At 67.4% G+C, this 17,570-nt stretch carries 16 protein-coding genes; 7 read left to right on the top strand and 9 right to left on the bottom strand.

Annotated features, from left to right (window positions below; all coding sequences use genetic code 11):
• Positions 1 to 21: 21 nt before the first annotated feature.
• Positions 22 to 1,191 carry a pyridoxal phosphate-dependent aminotransferase gene (locus MNI96_RS12555; RefSeq protein ID WP_249693606.1) on the bottom strand — a complete coding sequence of 390 codons (1,170 nt, stop codon included), beginning with the start codon at positions 1,189 to 1,191 and terminating at the stop codon, positions 22 to 24.
• A 109-nt stretch (positions 1,192 to 1,300) separates the two neighbouring features.
• Positions 1,301 to 1,729, bottom strand: coding sequence for a large-conductance mechanosensitive channel protein MscL (gene mscL, locus MNI96_RS12550; protein WP_249693603.1), 429 nt, complete (start codon positions 1,727 to 1,729; stop codon positions 1,301 to 1,303).
• Positions 1,730 to 1,937: 208 nt separating this feature from the next.
• Between mscL and MNI96_RS12545 the strand changes: the two genes are divergently transcribed.
• Positions 1,938 to 5,468 (top strand): PAS domain-containing hybrid sensor histidine kinase/response regulator, encoded by a 3,531-nt coding sequence (locus MNI96_RS12545; RefSeq protein WP_249693601.1) that lies wholly within the window; start codon positions 1,938 to 1,940, stop codon positions 5,466 to 5,468.
• A gap of 141 nt (positions 5,469 to 5,609) precedes the next feature.
• Positions 5,610 to 6,212, top strand: a complete 603-nt coding sequence (locus MNI96_RS12540; RefSeq protein ID WP_249693599.1) for a hypothetical protein — start codon at positions 5,610 to 5,612, stop codon at positions 6,210 to 6,212.
• A gap of 33 nt (positions 6,213 to 6,245) precedes the next feature.
• Here MNI96_RS12540 and MNI96_RS12535 read toward each other — a convergent pair whose 3' ends face one another.
• Positions 6,246 to 6,914 (bottom strand): response regulator, encoded by a 669-nt coding sequence (locus MNI96_RS12535; RefSeq protein WP_249693597.1) that lies wholly within the window; start codon positions 6,912 to 6,914, stop codon positions 6,246 to 6,248.
• A gap of 323 nt (positions 6,915 to 7,237) precedes the next feature.
• Between MNI96_RS12535 and MNI96_RS12530 the strand changes: the two genes are divergently transcribed.
• The 3 genes from MNI96_RS12530 (at position 7,238) to pip (ending at position 10,447) form a co-directional block, all read left to right on the top strand.
• Positions 7,238 to 7,537 (top strand): DUF4212 domain-containing protein, encoded by a 300-nt coding sequence (locus MNI96_RS12530; protein WP_249693592.1) that lies wholly within the window; start codon positions 7,238 to 7,240, stop codon positions 7,535 to 7,537.
• Positions 7,537 to 9,360 (top strand): sodium:solute symporter family protein, encoded by a 1,824-nt coding sequence (locus MNI96_RS12525; protein WP_249693590.1) that lies wholly within the window; start codon positions 7,537 to 7,539, stop codon positions 9,358 to 9,360. The genes MNI96_RS12530 and MNI96_RS12525 overlap by 1 nt, the downstream gene beginning before the upstream one ends.
• A gap of 121 nt (positions 9,361 to 9,481) precedes the next feature.
• Positions 9,482 to 10,447: a prolyl aminopeptidase gene (gene pip / locus MNI96_RS12520; protein ID WP_249693588.1), complete on the top strand. Its 966-nt coding sequence runs from the start codon at positions 9,482 to 9,484 to the stop codon at positions 10,445 to 10,447.
• A gap of 3 nt (positions 10,448 to 10,450) precedes the next feature.
• Here the strand turns inward: pip and MNI96_RS12515 are convergent, their stop codons facing one another.
• A complete protein-coding gene (locus MNI96_RS12515) occupies positions 10,451 to 10,930 on the bottom strand; it encodes a secondary thiamine-phosphate synthase enzyme YjbQ (protein ID WP_249693586.1) in 480 nt (159 codons plus the stop codon).
• A gap of 213 nt (positions 10,931 to 11,143) precedes the next feature.
• Here MNI96_RS12515 and MNI96_RS12510 point away from each other — a divergent pair, with 213 nt between their 5' ends.
• Positions 11,144 to 12,112 carry an alpha/beta hydrolase gene (locus MNI96_RS12510; RefSeq protein ID WP_249693584.1) on the top strand — a complete coding sequence of 323 codons (969 nt, stop codon included), beginning with the start codon at positions 11,144 to 11,146 and terminating at the stop codon, positions 12,110 to 12,112.
• Between the two features lie 54 nt (positions 12,113 to 12,166).
• Positions 12,167 to 13,039, top strand: coding sequence for an acyl-CoA thioesterase (locus MNI96_RS12505; protein ID WP_249693582.1), 873 nt, complete (start codon positions 12,167 to 12,169; stop codon positions 13,037 to 13,039).
• A gap of 44 nt (positions 13,040 to 13,083) precedes the next feature.
• On the opposite strand, the gene MNI96_RS12500 is transcribed toward MNI96_RS12505, so the two are convergent.
• From MNI96_RS12500 to MNI96_RS12480, 5 genes are all read right to left on the bottom strand, one after another.
• The gene (locus MNI96_RS12500) at positions 13,084 to 13,569 is read right to left on the bottom strand and encodes a hypothetical protein (RefSeq protein ID WP_249693580.1); all 486 of its coding nucleotides are present in this window, start codon (positions 13,567 to 13,569) and stop codon (positions 13,084 to 13,086) included.
• 90 nt (positions 13,570 to 13,659) lie between these two features.
• Positions 13,660 to 14,280, bottom strand: a complete 621-nt coding sequence (locus MNI96_RS12495; RefSeq protein WP_249693578.1) for a 2-hydroxychromene-2-carboxylate isomerase — start codon at positions 14,278 to 14,280, stop codon at positions 13,660 to 13,662.
• A 91-nt stretch (positions 14,281 to 14,371) separates the two neighbouring features.
• The gene (locus MNI96_RS12490; RefSeq protein ID WP_249693576.1) at positions 14,372 to 16,024 is read right to left on the bottom strand and encodes a cisplatin damage response ATP-dependent DNA ligase; all 1,653 of its coding nucleotides are present in this window, start codon (positions 16,022 to 16,024) and stop codon (positions 14,372 to 14,374) included.
• Positions 16,025 to 16,043: 19 nt separating this feature from the next.
• Entirely contained in the window at positions 16,044 to 16,466 is a 423-nt protein-coding gene (locus MNI96_RS12485) for a DUF6841 family protein (protein ID WP_249693574.1), read from the bottom strand.
• Complete coding sequence (locus tag MNI96_RS12480) at positions 16,463 to 17,557, bottom strand: ligase-associated DNA damage response exonuclease (protein WP_249693572.1); 1,095 nt, start codon at positions 17,555 to 17,557, stop codon at positions 16,463 to 16,465. The genes MNI96_RS12485 and MNI96_RS12480 overlap by 4 nt, the downstream gene beginning before the upstream one ends.
• Between the last annotated feature and the right edge of the window lie 13 nt (positions 17,558 to 17,570).

Below are 17,570 nucleotides of genomic sequence, written 5' to 3'. Positions count from 1 at the left end.
AACGCAGAGTCGCGTGCTTCGTCAACGCGCCATCCAGTCGGCGAGGCGCTCCGCCCCCGCCTCCAGATGGTCTGCCGAACGGGCGAAACACAGGCGCAGGAACCCCTCTCCCGCCTCGCCGAAGGCACTGCCGGGCGCAAGGCCGACGCCCGTCTCGGCGACGATCCGCTTGGCCAGTTCCCGGCTATCGGAAAAGCCCTCTACGCCGAAGAACAGGTAAAAGGCCCCTTGCGGCGGCGCGTAGCGGAGCCGCCCGGTGGCCGCCAAGCGCCCCTCGACGATGGCGCGCCCGGCGGTCGCACGTCTGCGCTGCAGCGCCATGAACTCTTCGCCCTCGTCGAGTGCGGCCACGGCGGCGCGCTGCATGAACTGGGCGACGCCCGAGGTCGAATACTGGATCAGGTTCTCCACCACCTGGCCGAGAGCCGGCGGGGCGGAGAGCCAGCCGATGCGCCAACCGGTCATCGCCCAGTTCTTGGAGAAGGTGTTGACGTACAGGATCAGGTCGTCCGGCTCGGCCACGTCCATGAAGGAGGGCGCGCGGGTGGCATCCCCTTCGACGAAGCGGCTGTAGACCTCGTCGGCGACGATCCACAGGCCCCGGCGGCGGGCTTCATCCAGGATCGCGGCCAGCGTCTCCTTGTCGGCCATCCAGCCGGTCGGGTTCGACGGCGAATTCAGATAGATTGCGCGGGTGCGCGGGGTCACGGCGGCGAATAGGCGATCGAGATCCAGCGTCCAGCCGTTGGGCGAGAAATCGAGCGGCACGGGGATCGCCCTGGCGCCCATGATGCCGATGGCGGCCGGGAAGTTCGGCCAGGCCGGCGAAGGATAGATCACCTCGTCTCCCGCACCGGCAATCGCCTGGACAGCAAGCTGGATCGCCTGCATGCCCGAGCCGGTGACGAAATAGCGCTCCGCGCCCCAGTCGCGGCCGAAATGCTTGAGGTGATAGCGCGCCAGCGCCTCGCGCAGCGCCGGAATGCCGCGCTGATAAGTGTAGAAGGTCTCGCCCTTTTCCAGCGATGCCTCGGCGGCTGCACGGATGAAGTCCGGCGTCGGCAGGTCGCCCTCCCCGACCCACAGGGGAATCAGGTCGTCGCGCTCGCGCGCGAAGTTCACGACCTCGACAATACCGCTCTCGGGCGCCTGACGCGCCTCCGGCCGCAGCGCGGACATCATATCGACCATGGGAACAAGCTGTCTTTGATTGAGAAAGGGAGGGGGAGTGGCAGGACCCGCCCGGGTGAAACTCTTCTCGGATGTGTCCTGCCTGTCGTCGATGCGGGCGAGCCGCGCCTCAGCGCGTCTTCAGAAGATCGCGGATCTCGGTCAGCAGCACTTCCTCGCGGCTGGGAGCAGGCGGCGCGGGAGGGGCGGCCGGCTCTTCCTTGCGCAGGCGGTTGACCACCTTGACCACCATGAACAGCGCGAAGGCAATGATCAGGAATTTGATCACCGCGTTGATGAACAGGCCGATGTTCCAGGTCACTGCGCCGGCGGCCGTCGCCGCCTCGACGGTGAGATAGGGTCCGGGCGCCGTGCCTTCACTCAGGACCAGAAAGAGCTGAGAAAAATCGACACCGCCGATCAGCAGGCCGATGGGAGGCATGATCACGTCGTCGACGAGCGAGGAGACGATGGCGCCGAAGGCCGCGCCGATGACGATGCCGACCGCCATGTCGATCATGTTGCCCTTGACGGCAAACTCCTTGAATTCCTTCAGCATGCTGGCTCCCTCCTATGGCTGCCGGCATCCGCCCAAAAAGCGGCGGCCGGCCATGTCCGGTTGCAGCTTCCGGTTTAGCACGGGCTTATCCATCCGGGAATCTCCCTGTTTTCGCTTTCGCACCGGAGCTTTACCGCCAAGCGTCGAATGGACAGACGCCGGCAAACATGGTCCGATCCGGGAACAAGCTTGGGGAGGAACGCAACGCATGGTCGAAGGGTGGGTCGTCGTCGTCGCGGCGCTCGGCTACGTGCTTCTGCTGTTCGCCGTTGCCAGCTATGGCGACCGCAAGGCGCGCTTCACCACGTCCGGCAACGGCCGGCCGCTGATCTATGCATTGTCGATTTCGGTCTACTGCACGTCCTGGACCTTCTTCGGCTCCGTGGGTACGGCAACCCGCAGCGGGCTGGAGTTCCTGACCATCTATATCGGGCCGATCCTGGTCTTCGCCCTCGGCTATCCCCTGCTGCGGCGGATCATTCGCCTGGCCAAGAGCGAGCGCATCACCTCGGTCGCCGACTTCATCGGCGCGCGCTACGGCAAGAGCCAGCCGGTGGCCGCCGTCGTCGCGATCATCGCCGTCGTCGGCATCGTCCCCTATATCGCGCTGCAACTGAAGGCGGTGTCGCTATCCGTCACGACGCTGATCTCGCATCTCAACCTGAAGACCGGCGAGACCGGCCTGCCCTTCTTCGACGACATCACCTTGATGATCGCGATTGGCATGGTGATCTTCGCTTGGGCCTTCGGCACCCGCCACATCGATGCGACGGAGCACCAGGAGGGGCTGATGCTGGCCATCGCCGCCGAGGCGGTGGTCAAGCTCGTCGCCTTCCTCGCCGTCGGCATCTGGGTCACCTATTCGCTGTATGACGGACCCGGCGACCTCTTCGCCGCCATGGCCGCAGACCCCAAGGTTGTGGGGGCGATGTCGGGCGAACTGTCGGGCGGCAACTGGGTGGTGATGACGCTGCTTTCGGCCATCGCCGTCATCCTGCTGCCGCGCCAGTTCCACGTCACGGTGACGGAAAACAACTCAGGCGCCGAGCTGCGGCGGGCGACCTGGCTGTTCCCGCTCTATCTGGTTGCGATCAACCTTTTCGTCGTACCGATCGCGGCGGCCGGCATGATCATGCTGGACCCAGCAACCAACCCGGATTCCTACGTGCTCGCCCTGCCGTTGGCCGCCAATCACCCGTGGCTCGCCCTGTTCGCATTCATCGGCGGCCTGTCGGCGGCCACCGCCATGGTGATCGTCGCCAGCGTTGCCCTTGCCATCATGATCTCCAACGATCTGGTGATGCCGCTGGTGCTGCGTCGCTCCAGCGAGGACGCGATCATCGCCTCCCATGGCGAGGACATGAGCCGGATCCTGCTGCTGACGCGGCGCGCGGCGATCTTCGTCACGCTGCTGCTCGCCTATGCCTATTACCGGGCAGCCGGCGACACGGCGGCGCTGACCTCCATCGGCCTGTTGTCCTTCGCCGCCATCGCACAGTTCGCCCCCGCCTTCTTCGGCGGCCTCGTCTGGCGGCGGGGTACGGCGCGCGGGGCCATTGCCGGCATGCTGGTGGGCTTCGCCATCTGGGTCTACACCCTGCTGCTGCCGACCTTCGCGCAATCCGGCCTGATCCCGGTGACTTTGATCGAGAACGGCCCCTTCGGCATCTGGCTCCTGCGGCCGCAGGCGCTGTTCTCGCTTGCCTTCGATCCGCTCACCCATGGCGTCTTCTGGAGCCTTGCGACCAATATCAGCGCTTACATCATGTTCTCGCTGTCGCGCACGCCGGAGCCTGTGGAGCGGCTGCAGGCCAACATCTTCGTGCCGTCCGAACTGTCGCCGACGCCGGGGCTGCGCCTGTGGCGCACCTCGGTGACCGCCGGCGACCTCAAGTCGACCATCGCCCGTTATCTCGGCGAGGAGCGCACCGAGCGCTCGTTCCAGAGCTTCGCCCGCGAGCGCGGCCGCGACTTCGACCCCAGCGCCACGGCGGATGCGCAGATCCTGCGCTTTTCCGAGCAGCTGCTGGCCAGCGCCATCGGCGCCGCCTCCTCGCGGCTGGTGCTGTCGCTGCTGGTCAAGCGCCGCGATCCCAGCGGCAAGGGCGCCCTGAAGCTGCTCGACGACGCCACGGTCGCTATCCAGTACAATCGCGACCTGCTGCAGACCGCGCTAGACCAGGTGCGCCAGGGCATCTCCGTCTTCGACCGCGACCTCAGACTGATCTGCTGGAACCGGCAGTTCCGTGAGCTGCTCGGCCTGCCTGCGGAATACGGCCAGGTCGGCACGCCGCTCGATGCCATCATCCGCTTCAACGCCAAGCGCGGGGAACTGGGCGCCGACCCGGTGGAAGTGATCGTCGGCGACCGGCTGGACAAGCTGGTGGTGCGCCACGAGACCTTCCAGGAACACATGAGCGGCAGCGGCCTCGTTCTGGAGGTGCGCACCAGCCCGATGCCGGACGGCGGCATCGTCACGACCTATACAGACATCACCGAGCGGGTGCTCGGCGAGGAGGCACTGGCGCGGGCCAACGAGACGCTGGAGCGGCGGGTGCGCGAGCGCACGCTCGAACTGACCCGCGTCAACGAGGAGCTGACCGATGCCAAGGCGCTGGCGGAGGAGGCCAATATCGGCAAGACCCGCTTCCTTGCCGCCGCCGGCCACGACATCCTGCAGCCGCTCAACGCCGCGCGACTCTACGCCTCCAGCCTGACCGAGCGCTTCACCGAAGGAGAGCTCAAGCACCTGGTGCAGAATGTCGGCGCCTCGCTGGAATCGGTGGAGGAAATCATCGGTGCGGTGCTGGACATTTCCCGCCTGGATACCGGCGCGCTAAAGCCCGAGATCACCGTCTTCCGGCTGGAGGAGATCCTCAATCCGCTGCGAACCGAATTCGAGCCGGTGGCCGAGGAAAAGAACCTGCGCCTCGCCATTCTGCCGACGAGCCTCAGCGTGCGCTCGGACCGCCGGCTGCTCCGCCGGCTGCTGCAGAACCTCATCTCCAACGCGATCAAGTACACGCGCAGCGGCCGGGTGCTGGTCGGCGTCAGGCGCCGCCGCGGCAAGGTGCTGATGGAGGTGTTCGACACCGGTATCGGCATTCCTCAGTCCAAGCAGAAGCTGATCTTCATGGAGTTTCACCGGCTGGACGACGGCGCCCGCGAGGCGCGCGGCCTTGGGCTCGGCCTGTCGATCGTCGAGCGCATCGCGCGGGTACTCGACCATCCGGTGACGCTGGAGTCGCGTACCGGGCTCGGCTCGCGCTTTTGCATCGAGCTGCCGATGGCCGCCTCCGTCCCTGCCCTTGCCACGCCTCCGCCGCCGGCGCCGCACGATGCCCCGCTCAAGGGCCTGCATGTGCTGGCCATCGACAACGAGCCCCAGATCCTCGACGGCATGCGTGTGCTGCTGACGGGCTGGGGCTGCCGAGTAACGACAGCGCTGGATCCGCGCGAGGCGGCCCGCAAAACGTTCGAGGCGGGCGAACGGCCCGATGTGCTGATCGCCGACTACCATCTCGACGAGGGAACGGGCGTAGAGGCCGTGGTGCAGCTGCGCTGGCGCTTCGGCATCGAGATCCCCGCCCTGCTGGTCACCGCCGACCGCAGCCAGGGCGTACGCGCGGAAGCCTCCGCCAAGGACATCGAGATCCTTAACAAGCCGGTGAAGCCGGCGGCGCTCAGGGCCTATCTTTCCCGCGTGCGCAGTGCAGGAGCGACGGCCGCCGCCGAGTGATCGGCATCACGTCCCGCGTTCAGACATCCGTGTAAAGCCTTGGATCGCCATCAAGCCGCCCCGTTTGCGGGGTTCGGATCGTCGTGGTCGCAAGGCGCCGGCGACCGGATCGAGCCGCACGGACGTGCCAGAGAGACGAACATGACAAGACTGCTGCTGCCGGCCGGCGCGATGCTCGCCCTGCTCCTGGCCGCCCCCGAGGGACAGGCCTCCGGCTGCATCGCCGCAAGGCCGAACACCGAGCTTGCCGCGGATGAGGCAAGCGCCGTCTACGACTGCCTGCAGGACATCCTGCGGGAGGGCTATCGACAGGGCGACAAGCGCTGGATCCCGGCGGATTATGTCGAGGATTACCGCTCGTGGGCGCCGGCCAGCCGCTATCCGGCATTCTCGCCAGCCCATGGTGGCCGGCACCTGGTTACCTATGTCAATCAGGTCGGCGCGCAGGACTACCTGCGTTTCAGCGAGGGCAAGGTGCAAATGCCCGTCGGCTCGCTGATCGCGGCCGAGTCCTTTTCCGTCGACGAGCGGGGACGCGCCCAGCCGGGACCGCTGTTCCTCATGGAAAAGGTCGAGCCGGGCCGCTCGCCGCAGACCGACGACTGGTTCTACATGGCTGTCGCGCCCAACGGCTCACCCATGGTGATGGACGTGATCTCGTCCTGCGGCACCTGCCACCAAGGCCAGCTCGGCCAGCGCGGCGGCCTCGGCTATCCGCCGGCCGAGGCGCGCCTTGCGCGCTGACAACTCCTTTCGCAGAGCACGTGGAACGGCCCGTCAGCGGGCCTCCGCGGCCAGCCACTGGCCCTGCTCGATCTTGGCAGCGGCAATGACCGCCTGCGTCCGGCTTTCGACGCCGAGCTTCTGCAGGATCGCCGAGACATGCGCCTTCACGGTCGCCTCGGAAACACTGAGCTCATAGGCGATCTGCTTGTTGAGCAGGCCTTCCGACAACATCATCAGCACTCGCACCTGTTGCGGCGTGAGCGTGGACAGGCGCTGCGCCATGGCGCTCGCCTCGCCGTCGGCCTCGCCCAGATCGATGTCGGGCGGGGTCCAGCTGCCGCCGGCCATCACCTGCGACACCGCCTCGCGAATGACCTCGATGCCGAGCGACTTGGGGATGAAGCCCGAGGCGCCGAGTTCCATGCAACGCCGGATCGTCCCGGTATCCTCGCTGGCCGAGACGATCACCACAGGCACGCTCTGGTACTGGGCGCGCAGGTACATCAATCCGGAAAACCCGCGCATGCCGGGCATCGACAGGTCCAGCAAGAGCAGGTCGACCTCGCCGTGGCGCTCGAGTTCGGCGGCGGCATCCTCGAGCGTCCCCACCTCGACGATGCCCGCCCCCGGATAGAGGCGCTCGATCGTCTGACGCAAGGCGCCGCGAAACAAGGGATGATCATCCGCAACCACGAAATGATACGTAGCGCTGTCCGGCACGCCGGTGTCCTCCATAGACGCTGACCGCGATCAAACGCGCTTTCCGCACGGGCCCCTCCCAGAACCCGGACGGACGTCGCCTCTTCTCCAGCGAGATCGCGGCTTCGCTCCCCCCCAGCCGGCGCCCTCTCGGGCAAACCGGCAATACGCGGCATTATCGCCACTGGCCCGCTCAGCATCAAGCCGTGGCTTGCGGCGACGACCCGCCAGCTCTTACGGTGGCGGCGCCGGCTCGTGCAAGCCGGCCACACGGGCATACTGGAAGCTGAGCGAATCGCATATCCAGAATAGTGGGCACCGCTCGGGGATGCCGGAGGACTTGGATGACCTTTGACGGAAAGCCGGGCATGTCCCCCCAGCGCCGCCGCTGGCGACGCACGATCGCTCTTGCCCTCGTCACGCTCGCCATTCTGGCCGTCTTCGCCCTCGTCGTCCCGTTCTTCGCCGAACCGCTCAACGCAACCCGCGTCGCAGGTTTTCCGCTCGGCTACTACATGGCCGCGCAAGGGTCGCTGGTCGCATTCCTGCTGCTCACCGTCTGGTTCATCTTCCGCCAGGAGCGCCTCGACCGCGAGGCCGGCGTCGCCGAACCCGAACCGCTCGATGCCGGGGAGGAGCTTTGATGAGAAAAGACAAGGTCGCCGGCCGCGCCGGCCAGCTCTACGGCACTGTCGCCGGCCTCCTTGCCGCTTTCATCGCCGGCCTCGTCGTCCTCGAGCAGATCGGCGTGCCGCAGCAAATCCTCGGCTACCTGTTCGTGGCAGCAACGCTCGTGCTCTATGCCGGCATCGGCATTGCCAGCCGCACGGTCCACGTCACCGACTATTACGTTGCGGGACGACAGGTGCCGGGCGTCTTCAACGGCATGGCGACGGCGGCCGACTGGCTCAGCGGCGCATCCTTCATCGGCCTTGCGGGCACGCTCTACATGCTCGGCTTCGACGGACTCGCCTATCTGCTGGGCTGGACCGGCGGCTTCGTGCTGGTTGCCGTGCTGATCGCACCGTATCTGCGCAAATTCGGAGCCTTCACCCTTCCCGATTTCCTGGCCGCGCGGTTCGGCGGCCATGCCGCCCGGTTGACTGGCGTGATCGTGCTGTTCGTCTGCTCCTTCACCTATGTGGTGGCGCAGCTCTATGCCGCCGGCCTGATCGCCTCGCGTTTCCTCGGCATTTCCTTCGAGGCCGCGGTCTATGTCGGTCTCGGCACGGTGCTGGTCTGCTCTCTGCTCGGCGGCATGCGCTCCATCACCTGGACCCAGGTCGCGCAATATCTGGTGCTGATCGTCGCCTTCATGCTGCCCGTGACGATCCTGTCGGCGCAGCATTTCGGCATGCCGCTCGCCCAGCTCGCCTATGGCGAGGCGCTGGAGCAGATCGCCGCGCTGGAACAGCAGATGCTCGCCTCCGGCCTTGCGGATCCCGACACGCTTGTTCGTCATCTCGTTCCGGGGGAAGCGCTCGATCCGCTGAACTTCACCGCCCTGGTCGTCTGCCTGATCATCGGCACCGCGTCGCTCCCGCACCTTCTGATGCGGTTCCTGACCACGTCGAGCGTGCGCGATGCGCGCCGCTCCGCCGGCTGGACCCTGTTCTTCGTCCTGCTGCTTTATGCCACCGTTCCGGCCTATGCCGCCTTCGCCAAGCTGGAAATCTACCAGAACGTCGTCGGCGCCAGCCTGGAAGCCCTGCCCGGCTGGATCTACACCTACGGCCGGCTCGGGCTGGTCGAGATCTGCGGCACGGCGGCAAGTTCCGCCGATGCGGTGCGCGAGGCCTGCACCGCCGTGCCGGACAATGCCGGCGTGCTTCGGCTCGGGGATCTGTCCATCGACCGCGACGTCATCGTGCTGGCCCTGCCGGAGATGGCGGGCCTGCCTTACGTCCTCGCCGGTCTGGTGGCCGCCGGCGGCCTCGCGGCAACTCTGTCCACCGCCAATGGCCTGATGCTGGCCATCTCCAACGCCTTGGGACACGACGTCTATTACCGCACGCTCGACAGCCGCGCCCCCGCGAGCCGGCGCCTTCTCGTTGCCCGGCTCTTCCTGCTTGCGACCGCGGCCGTCGCGGCCATCGTTGCGACGAGCCGCCCGTCCGACATCCTCTCGATGGTCGCCTGGGCCTTCTCGCTCGCCGCCTCCGGCTTCTTTCCGGCCCTGGTGCTCGGCATCTGGTGGAAGCGCTGCACGACGGCGGGGGCGGTCTGCGGCATGATCGCCGGCTTCGGTCTGACGCTCGCCTATCTGGTGATGACGCAGTATGGCGGCATGGCCGAATGGTACGGCATCCGCAACACGTCGGCCGCGATCTTCGGCGTGCCGGTGGGCTTTGCCGTCGCCATCCTCGTCAGCCTGGTCACGCCTGCGCCCTCTCGCCATGTGCAGGCGATGGTGGAGGAGATCCGCAAGCCCGCCGGCACGCCGGTGATGGTCGACGGCGCATCCTGACCCGCCGGCTTGGCCGACTTCACGGGGAGAACCGCAGTCCCACCGATACGCACAGGCGACAGGCGCAGCGCTTCGGGCTACCGTTTTGCCGACACGTGCTCCCGCACAGACGGATCCGACCATGACAGACGCGCTTTTCCCGCTGATCGAGCCCTACCGCACCGGCCAGTTGGCCGTCAGCGAGCTGCACACGATCTATTTCGAGGAATGCGGAAATCCGCAGGGTATCCCGGTGGTGATGCTGCATGGCGGACCGGGCGGGGGCGCCGGCGAGATCATGCGCCGCTTCCACGATCCCAAGCGCTACCGGATCGTGCTGTTCGATCAGCGCGGCTGCGGCCGGTCCACGCCGCATTCGGAGCTGCGCGAAAACACCACCTGGGATCTGGTCGGCGATATCGAGCAGCTGCGCGAACATCTGGGCATCGACCGCTGGCAGGTGTTCGGCGGCTCCTGGGGCTCGACGCTGGCCCTCGCCTATGCGCAGACCCATCCCGAGCGGGTCACCTCGCTCATGCTGCGCGGCATCTTCCTGCTGCGGCGGGCCGAGCTGCTGTGGTTCTACCAGGAAGGAGCCAGCTGGCTTTATCCCGATCTCTTCGCACCGTTCCGCGACCTGATCCCGGAAGACGAGCGCAACGACATGATCTCCGCCTATCACCGGCGCCTGACCGGTCCGGACGAGGCGATGCAGTTCGAGGCGGCAACGCGCTGGGCCCGGTGGGAGGGCTCCACCCTCTCGGTCCTGCGCGATCCGGCGCGCGAGGCCTCGTTCTCTGACCCGCACTACGCCCATGCCTTCGCGCGGATCGAGACGCACTATTTCGTCAATGGCGGCTTCTTCACCCATGACGACGAGTTGCTGCGCAATGTCGGACGGATTCGCCACATTCCGGCGGTGATCGTGCACGGCCGGCACGATGTGGTGACACCGGCCAAGAATGCCGTCGACCTTGCGCAAGCTTGGCCGGAAGCGGAGCTGAGGATCATCGAGGATGCGGGCCACGCGGCCAGCGAGCCGGGCATTGTCGCGGCCCTGGTCGAGGCCTGCCGCAGGTTCGCGGAGCAGCAGGACGCAGCAAGCTGACGCCTAGGTGCCGAGATAGCGCAGCGTCAGGCTGCGCTGCTGGGCGTCACGCCGGTGCTCCACCAGGTAAACCTCCTGCCAGGTGCCGAGATCGAGCCGTCCGGCCACCACCGGCACCCGCAGGCTGACGCCGGTCAGCATCGTCTTCACATGCGCGGGCATGTCGTCCGGGCCTTCCGAGCGGTGGCGCCAGCCGGCATCCTCAGGAGCGAGCCGCGCGAGCGCATCGAGCAGGTCCGCCTGCACATCCGGATCGGCATTTTCCTGGATGGTGAGCGACGCCGACGTGTGCCGGAGGAAGACAGATAGCTCGCCGTCGCGGGCATTTTGTTCGGTAAGCCAGGCACCGAGGCTGCGGCCGATGCCGTAGAAGCGCTGGCCGGACGTCGCGACCATCAACCGGCCCATGCGCTGGCGCAGGTCCAGGCCGTCGTCCTCGAAGGTCCAGGTCTCGAAGATCGGGGTGCGATAACTCTGCCGCATGGTTCCGTCCGCCTCGCCACGGCGACGAAGTATGCCGCCGGCCGGCCCTGCACGCAAGGCGCGCAACCTGCCGATAGTCCGGCACAGGACCACTTTATGCCGATAGATCAATCGGTTTAACGGGTTGGGGCTTGGCAGGAGGATGTCATACGACTAGCCTTATCGGGAGTACCTTCCCTTCAGGCACGACTGGCAGACGAGGCGCCCGGCGACATGGTCGAAGACGAAGCTTCCCGCACGCCCTTCGGTGCGGCATCCGCAGAAACGCAGGCCTTCAACAAGGACCTGCTGCGGCGCCTGACCCTGCTGCCGGACCAGTGGTCCTATCCGCCTGCCGTGGTGCGCGAAAGGCGCGCGCAAGGGCTCGGCCCCTTCCCGATCGCCCCCCGCTCCCCCGACGCACGGGAGATTGCCGTGCCAGGGCCCCATGGCGAAGTGCGCCTGCGCATTCTCGCACCGAAGACGCGCCCGTCCACCGGCGCCTACCTGCACCTGCATGGCGGTGGGTGGACCCTGGGCGCGGCGGACGAACAGGACCCCCGCCTGGCGGAACTCGCGGAAGACACCGGCCTCACCGCCATCTCCTGCGACTACCGGCTGGCGCCCGAGCACCCCTATCCGCAAGGGCCCGACGATTGCGAGACGGCGGCGGCTTGGCTGCTGAGCGAGGGCGAAAAGCTGTTCGGCGGCAACCGCTTCGCCATAGGCGGCGAATCGGCGGGCGCCAATCTCGCGGCCGCGGTGCTGCTGCGACTGCGCGGGCGCACCGACCTTCCCGCGCGCTTCGGCGCCGCCGTCTTCACCTGCGGCTGCTTCGATCTGCGGCTGACCCCGAGCGCCCGAAACTGGGGCACCGGCAAGCTGGTGCTCAACACCCGCGACCTCAAGATGTTCGTGCGCCACTATCTCTCGCACGGACATGATGCGGCGGATCCGGACATCTCGCCGCTGCTTGCCGATCTGCACGGGCTGGTGCCGGCGCATTTCGTCGTCGGCAGTGCGGACCCGCTGCTCGACGACACGCTGTTCATGCATGCCCGCTGGGTCGCGGCCGGCAATACCGCCGAAATCGCCGTCCATCCGGGAGGATGCCACGTCTTCCAGCATTTCGATCTGGAGATCGCCCGGGCCAGCAACCGGGCCATCGACGCCTTCCTGAACCGCAGCCTGGCCGCCGCCTGACCGCCTTTCCTGTCCGGCCCCATCCCCCATCCTAGAGCCACCGAGACGCCGACCATGCCCGCCTTCGAGACATTGCTCTCTTTCGTCAATTGCTGGGAATGCGATGAGAACGACCATCTCAACGTCCAGTTCTACCTGTCGCGCTTCGACGAAGCCGACCGCCAATTCCGCCTGCTCACAGGCTTGAGCGATGCGGTCGCCGGCGTCCGCCGCGCCCGCCATGTGCGCTATCATGCGGAGCTTTATTCCGGCGACACGCTGGTGATGACCAGCCATATCGCCTTCGACGGTCCCTACATGCTGACGGTCGTGCACCAGCTGCGGCGCACCATCGACGGAGCTATCGCCGCTACCGCGGTGGACGGCTATGCCCCGTCGGACCAGGTGGCACGCGATCTCCGCCGCCGCTTCGAGGACGCCGCAGCGCCCATGCCGGATGCCGCCCTGCCGCGCAGCCTGCCGACAACGCCCGAAACCCTGTCGCTCACCGCGCGCCAGATCGAGGCGGCCGGCGCCGCCATCACCCACCGGGCGACCGTCCTGCCGCGCCATGCCGGACCGGACGGACGGGCGGAGGACAGCTTCGCCGTCGGCTGTTTCAGCGAGGCGGCACCGCATCTGTGGAACCGCACGCCGATGACCGAGGCCTGGCTGGAGGCGCGCGACTACGGACGGGTCGCCGTCGAAATGAAGCTGGTCTGGGCCAGTCCGCTGAAAATGGGGGAGCCGGCCGTGACGATGAGCGGGCTGACCGGCGCGTCCACCTCCACCTTCTCGTTCCGTCACTACCTGTTCGAGGCACGTACCCTGCGGTTGGCGGCGGTCTGCGACGTGGTGGCGTTGGCGATGAACCTGAAGACCCGCAAGGCGGCAAAGCTGGAAGACGCTGTGCGGGGCGCCATCATCAAGGCGGCAATGAAGCACTGAGGCTGCGATACCGTTCCCGGGTACGCCCGGAATCGGGGACGCCCCTACTGGGCGAGGCCTTCGAACTCCTGGCGGAACGTCTTCATCATACCGAAGAAGCGGCGCATCGCTTTCTCGGTGAAGTCCATCGCGCGGTCGATGTCCTTTTCCTCCTCCGGCGTCAGGCTGTGACGCTCGGGGGCCGCAGGCGTACGACCTTCAGGCGCCGCCGGCTCGCCGGCCTTTTCCGCCAGCCGGCGGTTTTCCGCGCGCAGGCTCGCCACTTCCTCGGACAGCCGCGCGATTTCCTCTTCCAGCACGATCTGGACATCCGGCACGAGAACACAGCGCCAGGCCTCGTCGCGTTGCACGCACTGGGCGATGCGGCCGGTCTGACGGTCGAGCCGCAGGAAGCTCTCCCCGGCAGGCGAGAGGATATAGCGGTCCGGATCCGCATCGGGACGCTCGCCCGACCCGGCCGCCGACTGGGCCAGCGCGGAAGCCGGCGCCATGGCGCCGATCAGGACAAGGCAAATCGCTATCCGCTTCATCTCGCTCTCCGCAGTCTGGGACGTGTGCCATCATGGCGCTCCGGCGTGGCAAAAGCACGGCAGCTAGCCGCTGCGCCGAACCCCTGCCGCTTACGGCTGCTCGTAGGGCGGGCGACCGCTCACAAGGGCCTCTTCCAGCAGCGCAAGCCGGTCCTGGCCCCAGAACACCTCGCCGTTGAGCACATAGCTCGGCGAGCCGAACACGCCGGCGGCAATCGCCTCCGACTGATGTTCCTCGTAGCGATCGACGATCGTCTTCTCGCCGGCATGGGCGATCACCGCTGCCGGGTCCAGCCCGAGCCCGGTCAGGATCGCGACATGCACGGCCTCGTCGGCGATGTCCTTCTCGTTCACCCATAGGGCCTCGAACACCGCCTGCGTATAGGCTGCGACCGGGCCGCCATCGATGGCCAACGCCAGGGCGATCCTGTCGGCAAGATCCGGATTGACCGGGAAATAGGCGGGCTGGAGCGTCAGCGGTACCTTGCGATGCTCGCGCCAGCGCTGCAGCTCGATGAGGCGATAGGCCTGGCGCACCGGATGGCGGCGGGCCAGCGGAAGGCCGCCGGTTTCGGGAAACACGGCCGCCAGCGACACCGGACGGAAGCGCACGGCATAGCCCTGCTTGTCCGCCATCTCCAGGAAGGCGGCATGGCCCAGATAGGCCCAGGGGGACGCGTGGGTGTAATAGTAGTCGATGACACGTTGCATACGGTGCGGACCTCGCTCGGTAATCGTCGCGAGGCACCCTGCGACGGGACGGCCCGGCAATCAAGTGACCTCGGGCAACCACACGGCAATATCAACGTATCGCCGCGGCCTCGTCCTGCGGCAGCAGGGCCAGCAGCGCCTCGATCCGGTCCGCCTCCGCCGGCGGCTTGTCCCAGCGCAGCCGCGCCACACGGGGAAAGCGCATGGCGACCCCCGACTTGTGCCGGGTGGAGCGGTTGAGTCCCTCGAAGGCGACCTCGATCACCAGTCCGACTTGCGGCTCGTGGCGCACCTCGCGCACAGGGCCGAAGCGGTTGATCGTGTTCTGGCGCACGAAGCGGTCGATCTCCAGCAATTCCTCGTCGGTGAAGCCGAAATAGGCCTTGCCGACGGGCACGAGCTCGGCCCCCTCCCCGCTCTCCCGCCAGACGCCGAACGTGTAGTCGGAGTAATAAGACGAGCGCTTGCCGTGACCGCGCTGCGCGTACATCAGAACCGCATCCACACGGAAGGGATCGCGCTTCCACTTGTACCACTGGCCCTTGGGCCGGCCCGGCACATAGGGCGCGTCCCAACGCTTCAGCATCAGGCCCTCGATGGCTGCGGCATCCTCACCCTCGTGATGGTCGGCGGGCGCCTCGCGGGCTTTGGCCAGCGCGTCCCAGTCCGGCGAGGGCACCAGCGGCGACAGGTCGATGCGCGGATGGTCGAGCTGCCTGAGAAACTGCTCCAGCATCGCCCGGCGCTCGCGAAAGGGCCGCTCGCGCAGATCTTCGCCGCCGAGCGCCAGCAGGTCGTAGGCCCGGATCGCCGCCGGCAACTCGCGCATCATCTTCGCCGAGACGGTCTTGCGGTTGAGGCGCTGCTGCAGGGCGTTGAAGCTCTGCACCTTGCCGTCGATCACCACCAGCAACTCGCCGTCCAACGCGGCGTCGAAGTCGAGCGTCTCCACCAGGTCGGGAAAGGCACCCGAAATGTCGTCGCCCGTCCGGCTGTAGAGCCGCCGGCACAGCCGCCCGTCGCGCCCTGCCGAGACGGCGGCCTGGACGCGGATGCCGTCCCATTTCCATTCGGCGGCGAAGTCGGCGGTGTCCAACACCTCCATGTCGCGCGGCTCCAGCGGATGCGCCAGCATGGCTGGGCGGAACGGCACAGGATCGTCGGTCTGCGGCGGTTCGCCCTCGCCCAGCGCCCAGGCGAACAGCCCGTCATAGGGCGGCGACATCCCGTGCCAGACCTGCTCGATATCGTCCGCCTGCAATGGGCCGAGCGCGGCGACGGCGGTCTTGGCAAGGCGCGCGGAGACGCCGACGCGCAAACCGCCGGTCACCAGTTTCAGCAGGGCCCAGCGGCCGGTCTCGTCGAGCGCATCAAGCCACTCGGCGATCATGCCAGGCGCCTCGCTGCGCCCTGCCTGCTGCAGCCGCTGCACCACTTCGGGCAGATCCGGCGGTGCGATCTCCCCACCGCCCGCCGCCGGCCAGATCAGCGCGATGGTCTCGGACAGGTCGCCGACGAAGTCGTAGGAGAGCTCGAAGAGGTGCGGATCGACCCGCTCGGCGACCAGCGCCCGCAACATCGCCGGCTTGGCATGGCGGAAACTGAGACCGCCGGTCAGCGCGGCAAGCGCCAGCCCCCGCGCCGGATCGCTCTCGCTGCGGAAGTAATCCGTCATCAGCGCGAGCTTGGCGGACCGGCGCGGTTCGAAGGACAGCCTGTCCAGCAGGGCGGCGAAACGCTGCATCGTCCCTTCTAAGAATCCCTCAGGGCTCGTTGACGATCATGGCGATCCGCCAGGCATCGCCGTCGTAGATCAGATGGTAATGGCAGGTGAACTCGATCACCGGTTCGCCACCGGCGTCCGACTGGGTCCAGGCGAGCGTCGCCATGGCGGCATCCCCCTCCACATGGGCGGAGAGGATGTCGAAGGCCGAGGTCACCACCCCTTCCTTTTCCAGCGCAGCGAACAGCGTCTCGATGTTCTCGAGCAGTTCCTCGTCGTCCTGGAAGACGTTGCCCTTGCCGAACTGCCAGATCACCGCCGGATAGGCGAAGCAATCGGCCACGGCTTCCGCGTCGTAATCCTCGAAGGACTCCCGGTAATCATCGAACAGGTCGAGCAGTTCCTCGTCATAGCCCTCGTCCGGCTCCGCCAGGCCGTCCGGTTCCCGATGCTCTTCGCTCATGTCGTGCTCCCGATTCCTGCGGTCGTTTCCGCCGCCTCGACTCTGCCTGCCGGCTCGGCCGCGTCGCCCTCGTCGCCATAGCCGATGAGGTTGAGCGGACGGGCGGCCAGCCCCTGTTGCCGGCACCAATGGACGAGGGCCTCCTCGGCGCCATGCGTAACCCATATCTCGCCCGCCCCGGTCTCCGCCACGGTTTCCCGCAAGCCATCCCAGTCGGCATGGTCGGAGATCACCAGCGGCAGTTCGGCACCGCGCTGGCGGGCGCGCGCCCGCACCCGCACCCAGCCGCTGGCGACCGCCGTCACCGGATCGCCGAAGCGCCGGGCCCAGCGGTCGGCGAGTTGGCCGGGCGGGCACAGCACGATCTCTCCGGCAAGCTCCTTCGCCCTTTGGCCGACAGGTTCGAGGCTCCCGAGTGCAATCCCTTGCGCCCGATAATAGCTGCAAAGCCGCTCCAGCGCCCCGTGCAGGTAGATCGTGCGCTCGTACCCGGCGGCGCGCAGTTCCGCGATCACCCGCTGCGCCTTGCCGAGCGAATAGGCGCCGACGAGATGCGTGCGCCCCTGGAACAGCGACAGGCTCTTGAGCAGCTTGCCGATCTCCTCGGCGACCGGCGGATGACGGAACACCGGCAGGCCGAACGTCGCCTCGGTGACGAACACCTCGCAGTCCAGCGGCTCGAAGGGGGCGCAGGTCGGGTCCGGCTGCCGCTTGTAGTCGCCGGAGACGACGACGCGCGCACCCCGAGCCGTCTCGATCTTCACCTGCATGGAGCCGAGCACATGGCCGGCCGGATGAAAGGAGACGGAGACGTCGCCGATCCGGACCGCCTCGCCCGGCACTGCCTCTTGCCGGGCGCCGGCGAAATCCTCGCCGTAGCGGATCGCCATGATGTCGAGCGTCTCACGCGAGGCCATGACCGCGCCGTTGCCGGGACGCGCATGGTCGGCATGGCCATGGGTCACCAGGGCCCGTTCGACGGGGCGAACAGGATCGATATGAAATCCGCCGGCCGGACAATAGAGCCCTGCTGCCGTCAGGGTCAGCACATCGCCGCCGGTCGTTCCGGCAGAAGGGGAGGCCTCACGCATCATCCTTCCTATG

Origin of the sequence: Stappia sp. WLB 29, from assembly GCF_023507705.1 — a bacterium.
GTDB lineage: Bacteria > Pseudomonadota > Alphaproteobacteria > Rhizobiales > Stappiaceae > Stappia.
The sequence above is the reverse complement of the archived record's forward strand: the minus strand, read 5'-3'. Positions and strand labels throughout refer to the sequence as shown.

What these genes read in the sequence shown, in the direction of transcription:
- MNI96_RS12555 (WP_249693606.1), bottom strand. Translation starts at nt 1,191, where the DNA reads ATGGTCGATATGATGTCCGCGCTGCGGCCGGAGGCGCGTCAGGCGCCC.
- mscL (WP_249693603.1), bottom strand. Translation starts at nt 1,729, where the DNA reads ATGCTGAAGGAATTCAAGGAGTTTGCCGTCAAGGGCAACATGATCGAC.
- MNI96_RS12545 (WP_249693601.1), top strand. Translation starts at nt 1,938, where the DNA reads ATGGTCGAAGGGTGGGTCGTCGTCGTCGCGGCGCTCGGCTACGTGCTT.
- MNI96_RS12540 (WP_249693599.1), top strand. Translation starts at nt 5,610, where the DNA reads ATGACAAGACTGCTGCTGCCGGCCGGCGCGATGCTCGCCCTGCTCCTG.
- MNI96_RS12530 (WP_249693592.1), top strand. Translation starts at nt 7,238, where the DNA reads ATGACCTTTGACGGAAAGCCGGGCATGTCCCCCCAGCGCCGCCGCTGG.
- MNI96_RS12525 (WP_249693590.1), top strand. Translation starts at nt 7,537, where the DNA reads ATGAGAAAAGACAAGGTCGCCGGCCGCGCCGGCCAGCTCTACGGCACT.
- pip (WP_249693588.1), top strand. Translation starts at nt 9,482, where the DNA reads ATGACAGACGCGCTTTTCCCGCTGATCGAGCCCTACCGCACCGGCCAG.
- MNI96_RS12515 (WP_249693586.1), bottom strand. Translation starts at nt 10,930, where the DNA reads ATGCGGCAGAGTTATCGCACCCCGATCTTCGAGACCTGGACCTTCGAG.
- MNI96_RS12510 (WP_249693584.1), top strand. Translation starts at nt 11,144, where the DNA reads ATGGTCGAAGACGAAGCTTCCCGCACGCCCTTCGGTGCGGCATCCGCA.
- MNI96_RS12505 (WP_249693582.1), top strand. Translation starts at nt 12,167, where the DNA reads ATGCCCGCCTTCGAGACATTGCTCTCTTTCGTCAATTGCTGGGAATGC.
- MNI96_RS12500 (WP_249693580.1), bottom strand. Translation starts at nt 13,569, where the DNA reads ATGAAGCGGATAGCGATTTGCCTTGTCCTGATCGGCGCCATGGCGCCG.
- MNI96_RS12495 (WP_249693578.1), bottom strand. Translation starts at nt 14,280, where the DNA reads ATGCAACGTGTCATCGACTACTATTACACCCACGCGTCCCCCTGGGCC.
- MNI96_RS12490 (WP_249693576.1), bottom strand. Translation starts at nt 16,024, where the DNA reads ATGCAGCGTTTCGCCGCCCTGCTGGACAGGCTGTCCTTCGAACCGCGC.
- MNI96_RS12485 (WP_249693574.1), bottom strand. Translation starts at nt 16,466, where the DNA reads ATGAGCGAAGAGCATCGGGAACCGGACGGCCTGGCGGAGCCGGACGAG.
- MNI96_RS12480 (WP_249693572.1), bottom strand. Translation starts at nt 17,557, where the DNA reads ATGCGTGAGGCCTCCCCTTCTGCCGGAACGACCGGCGGCGATGTGCTG.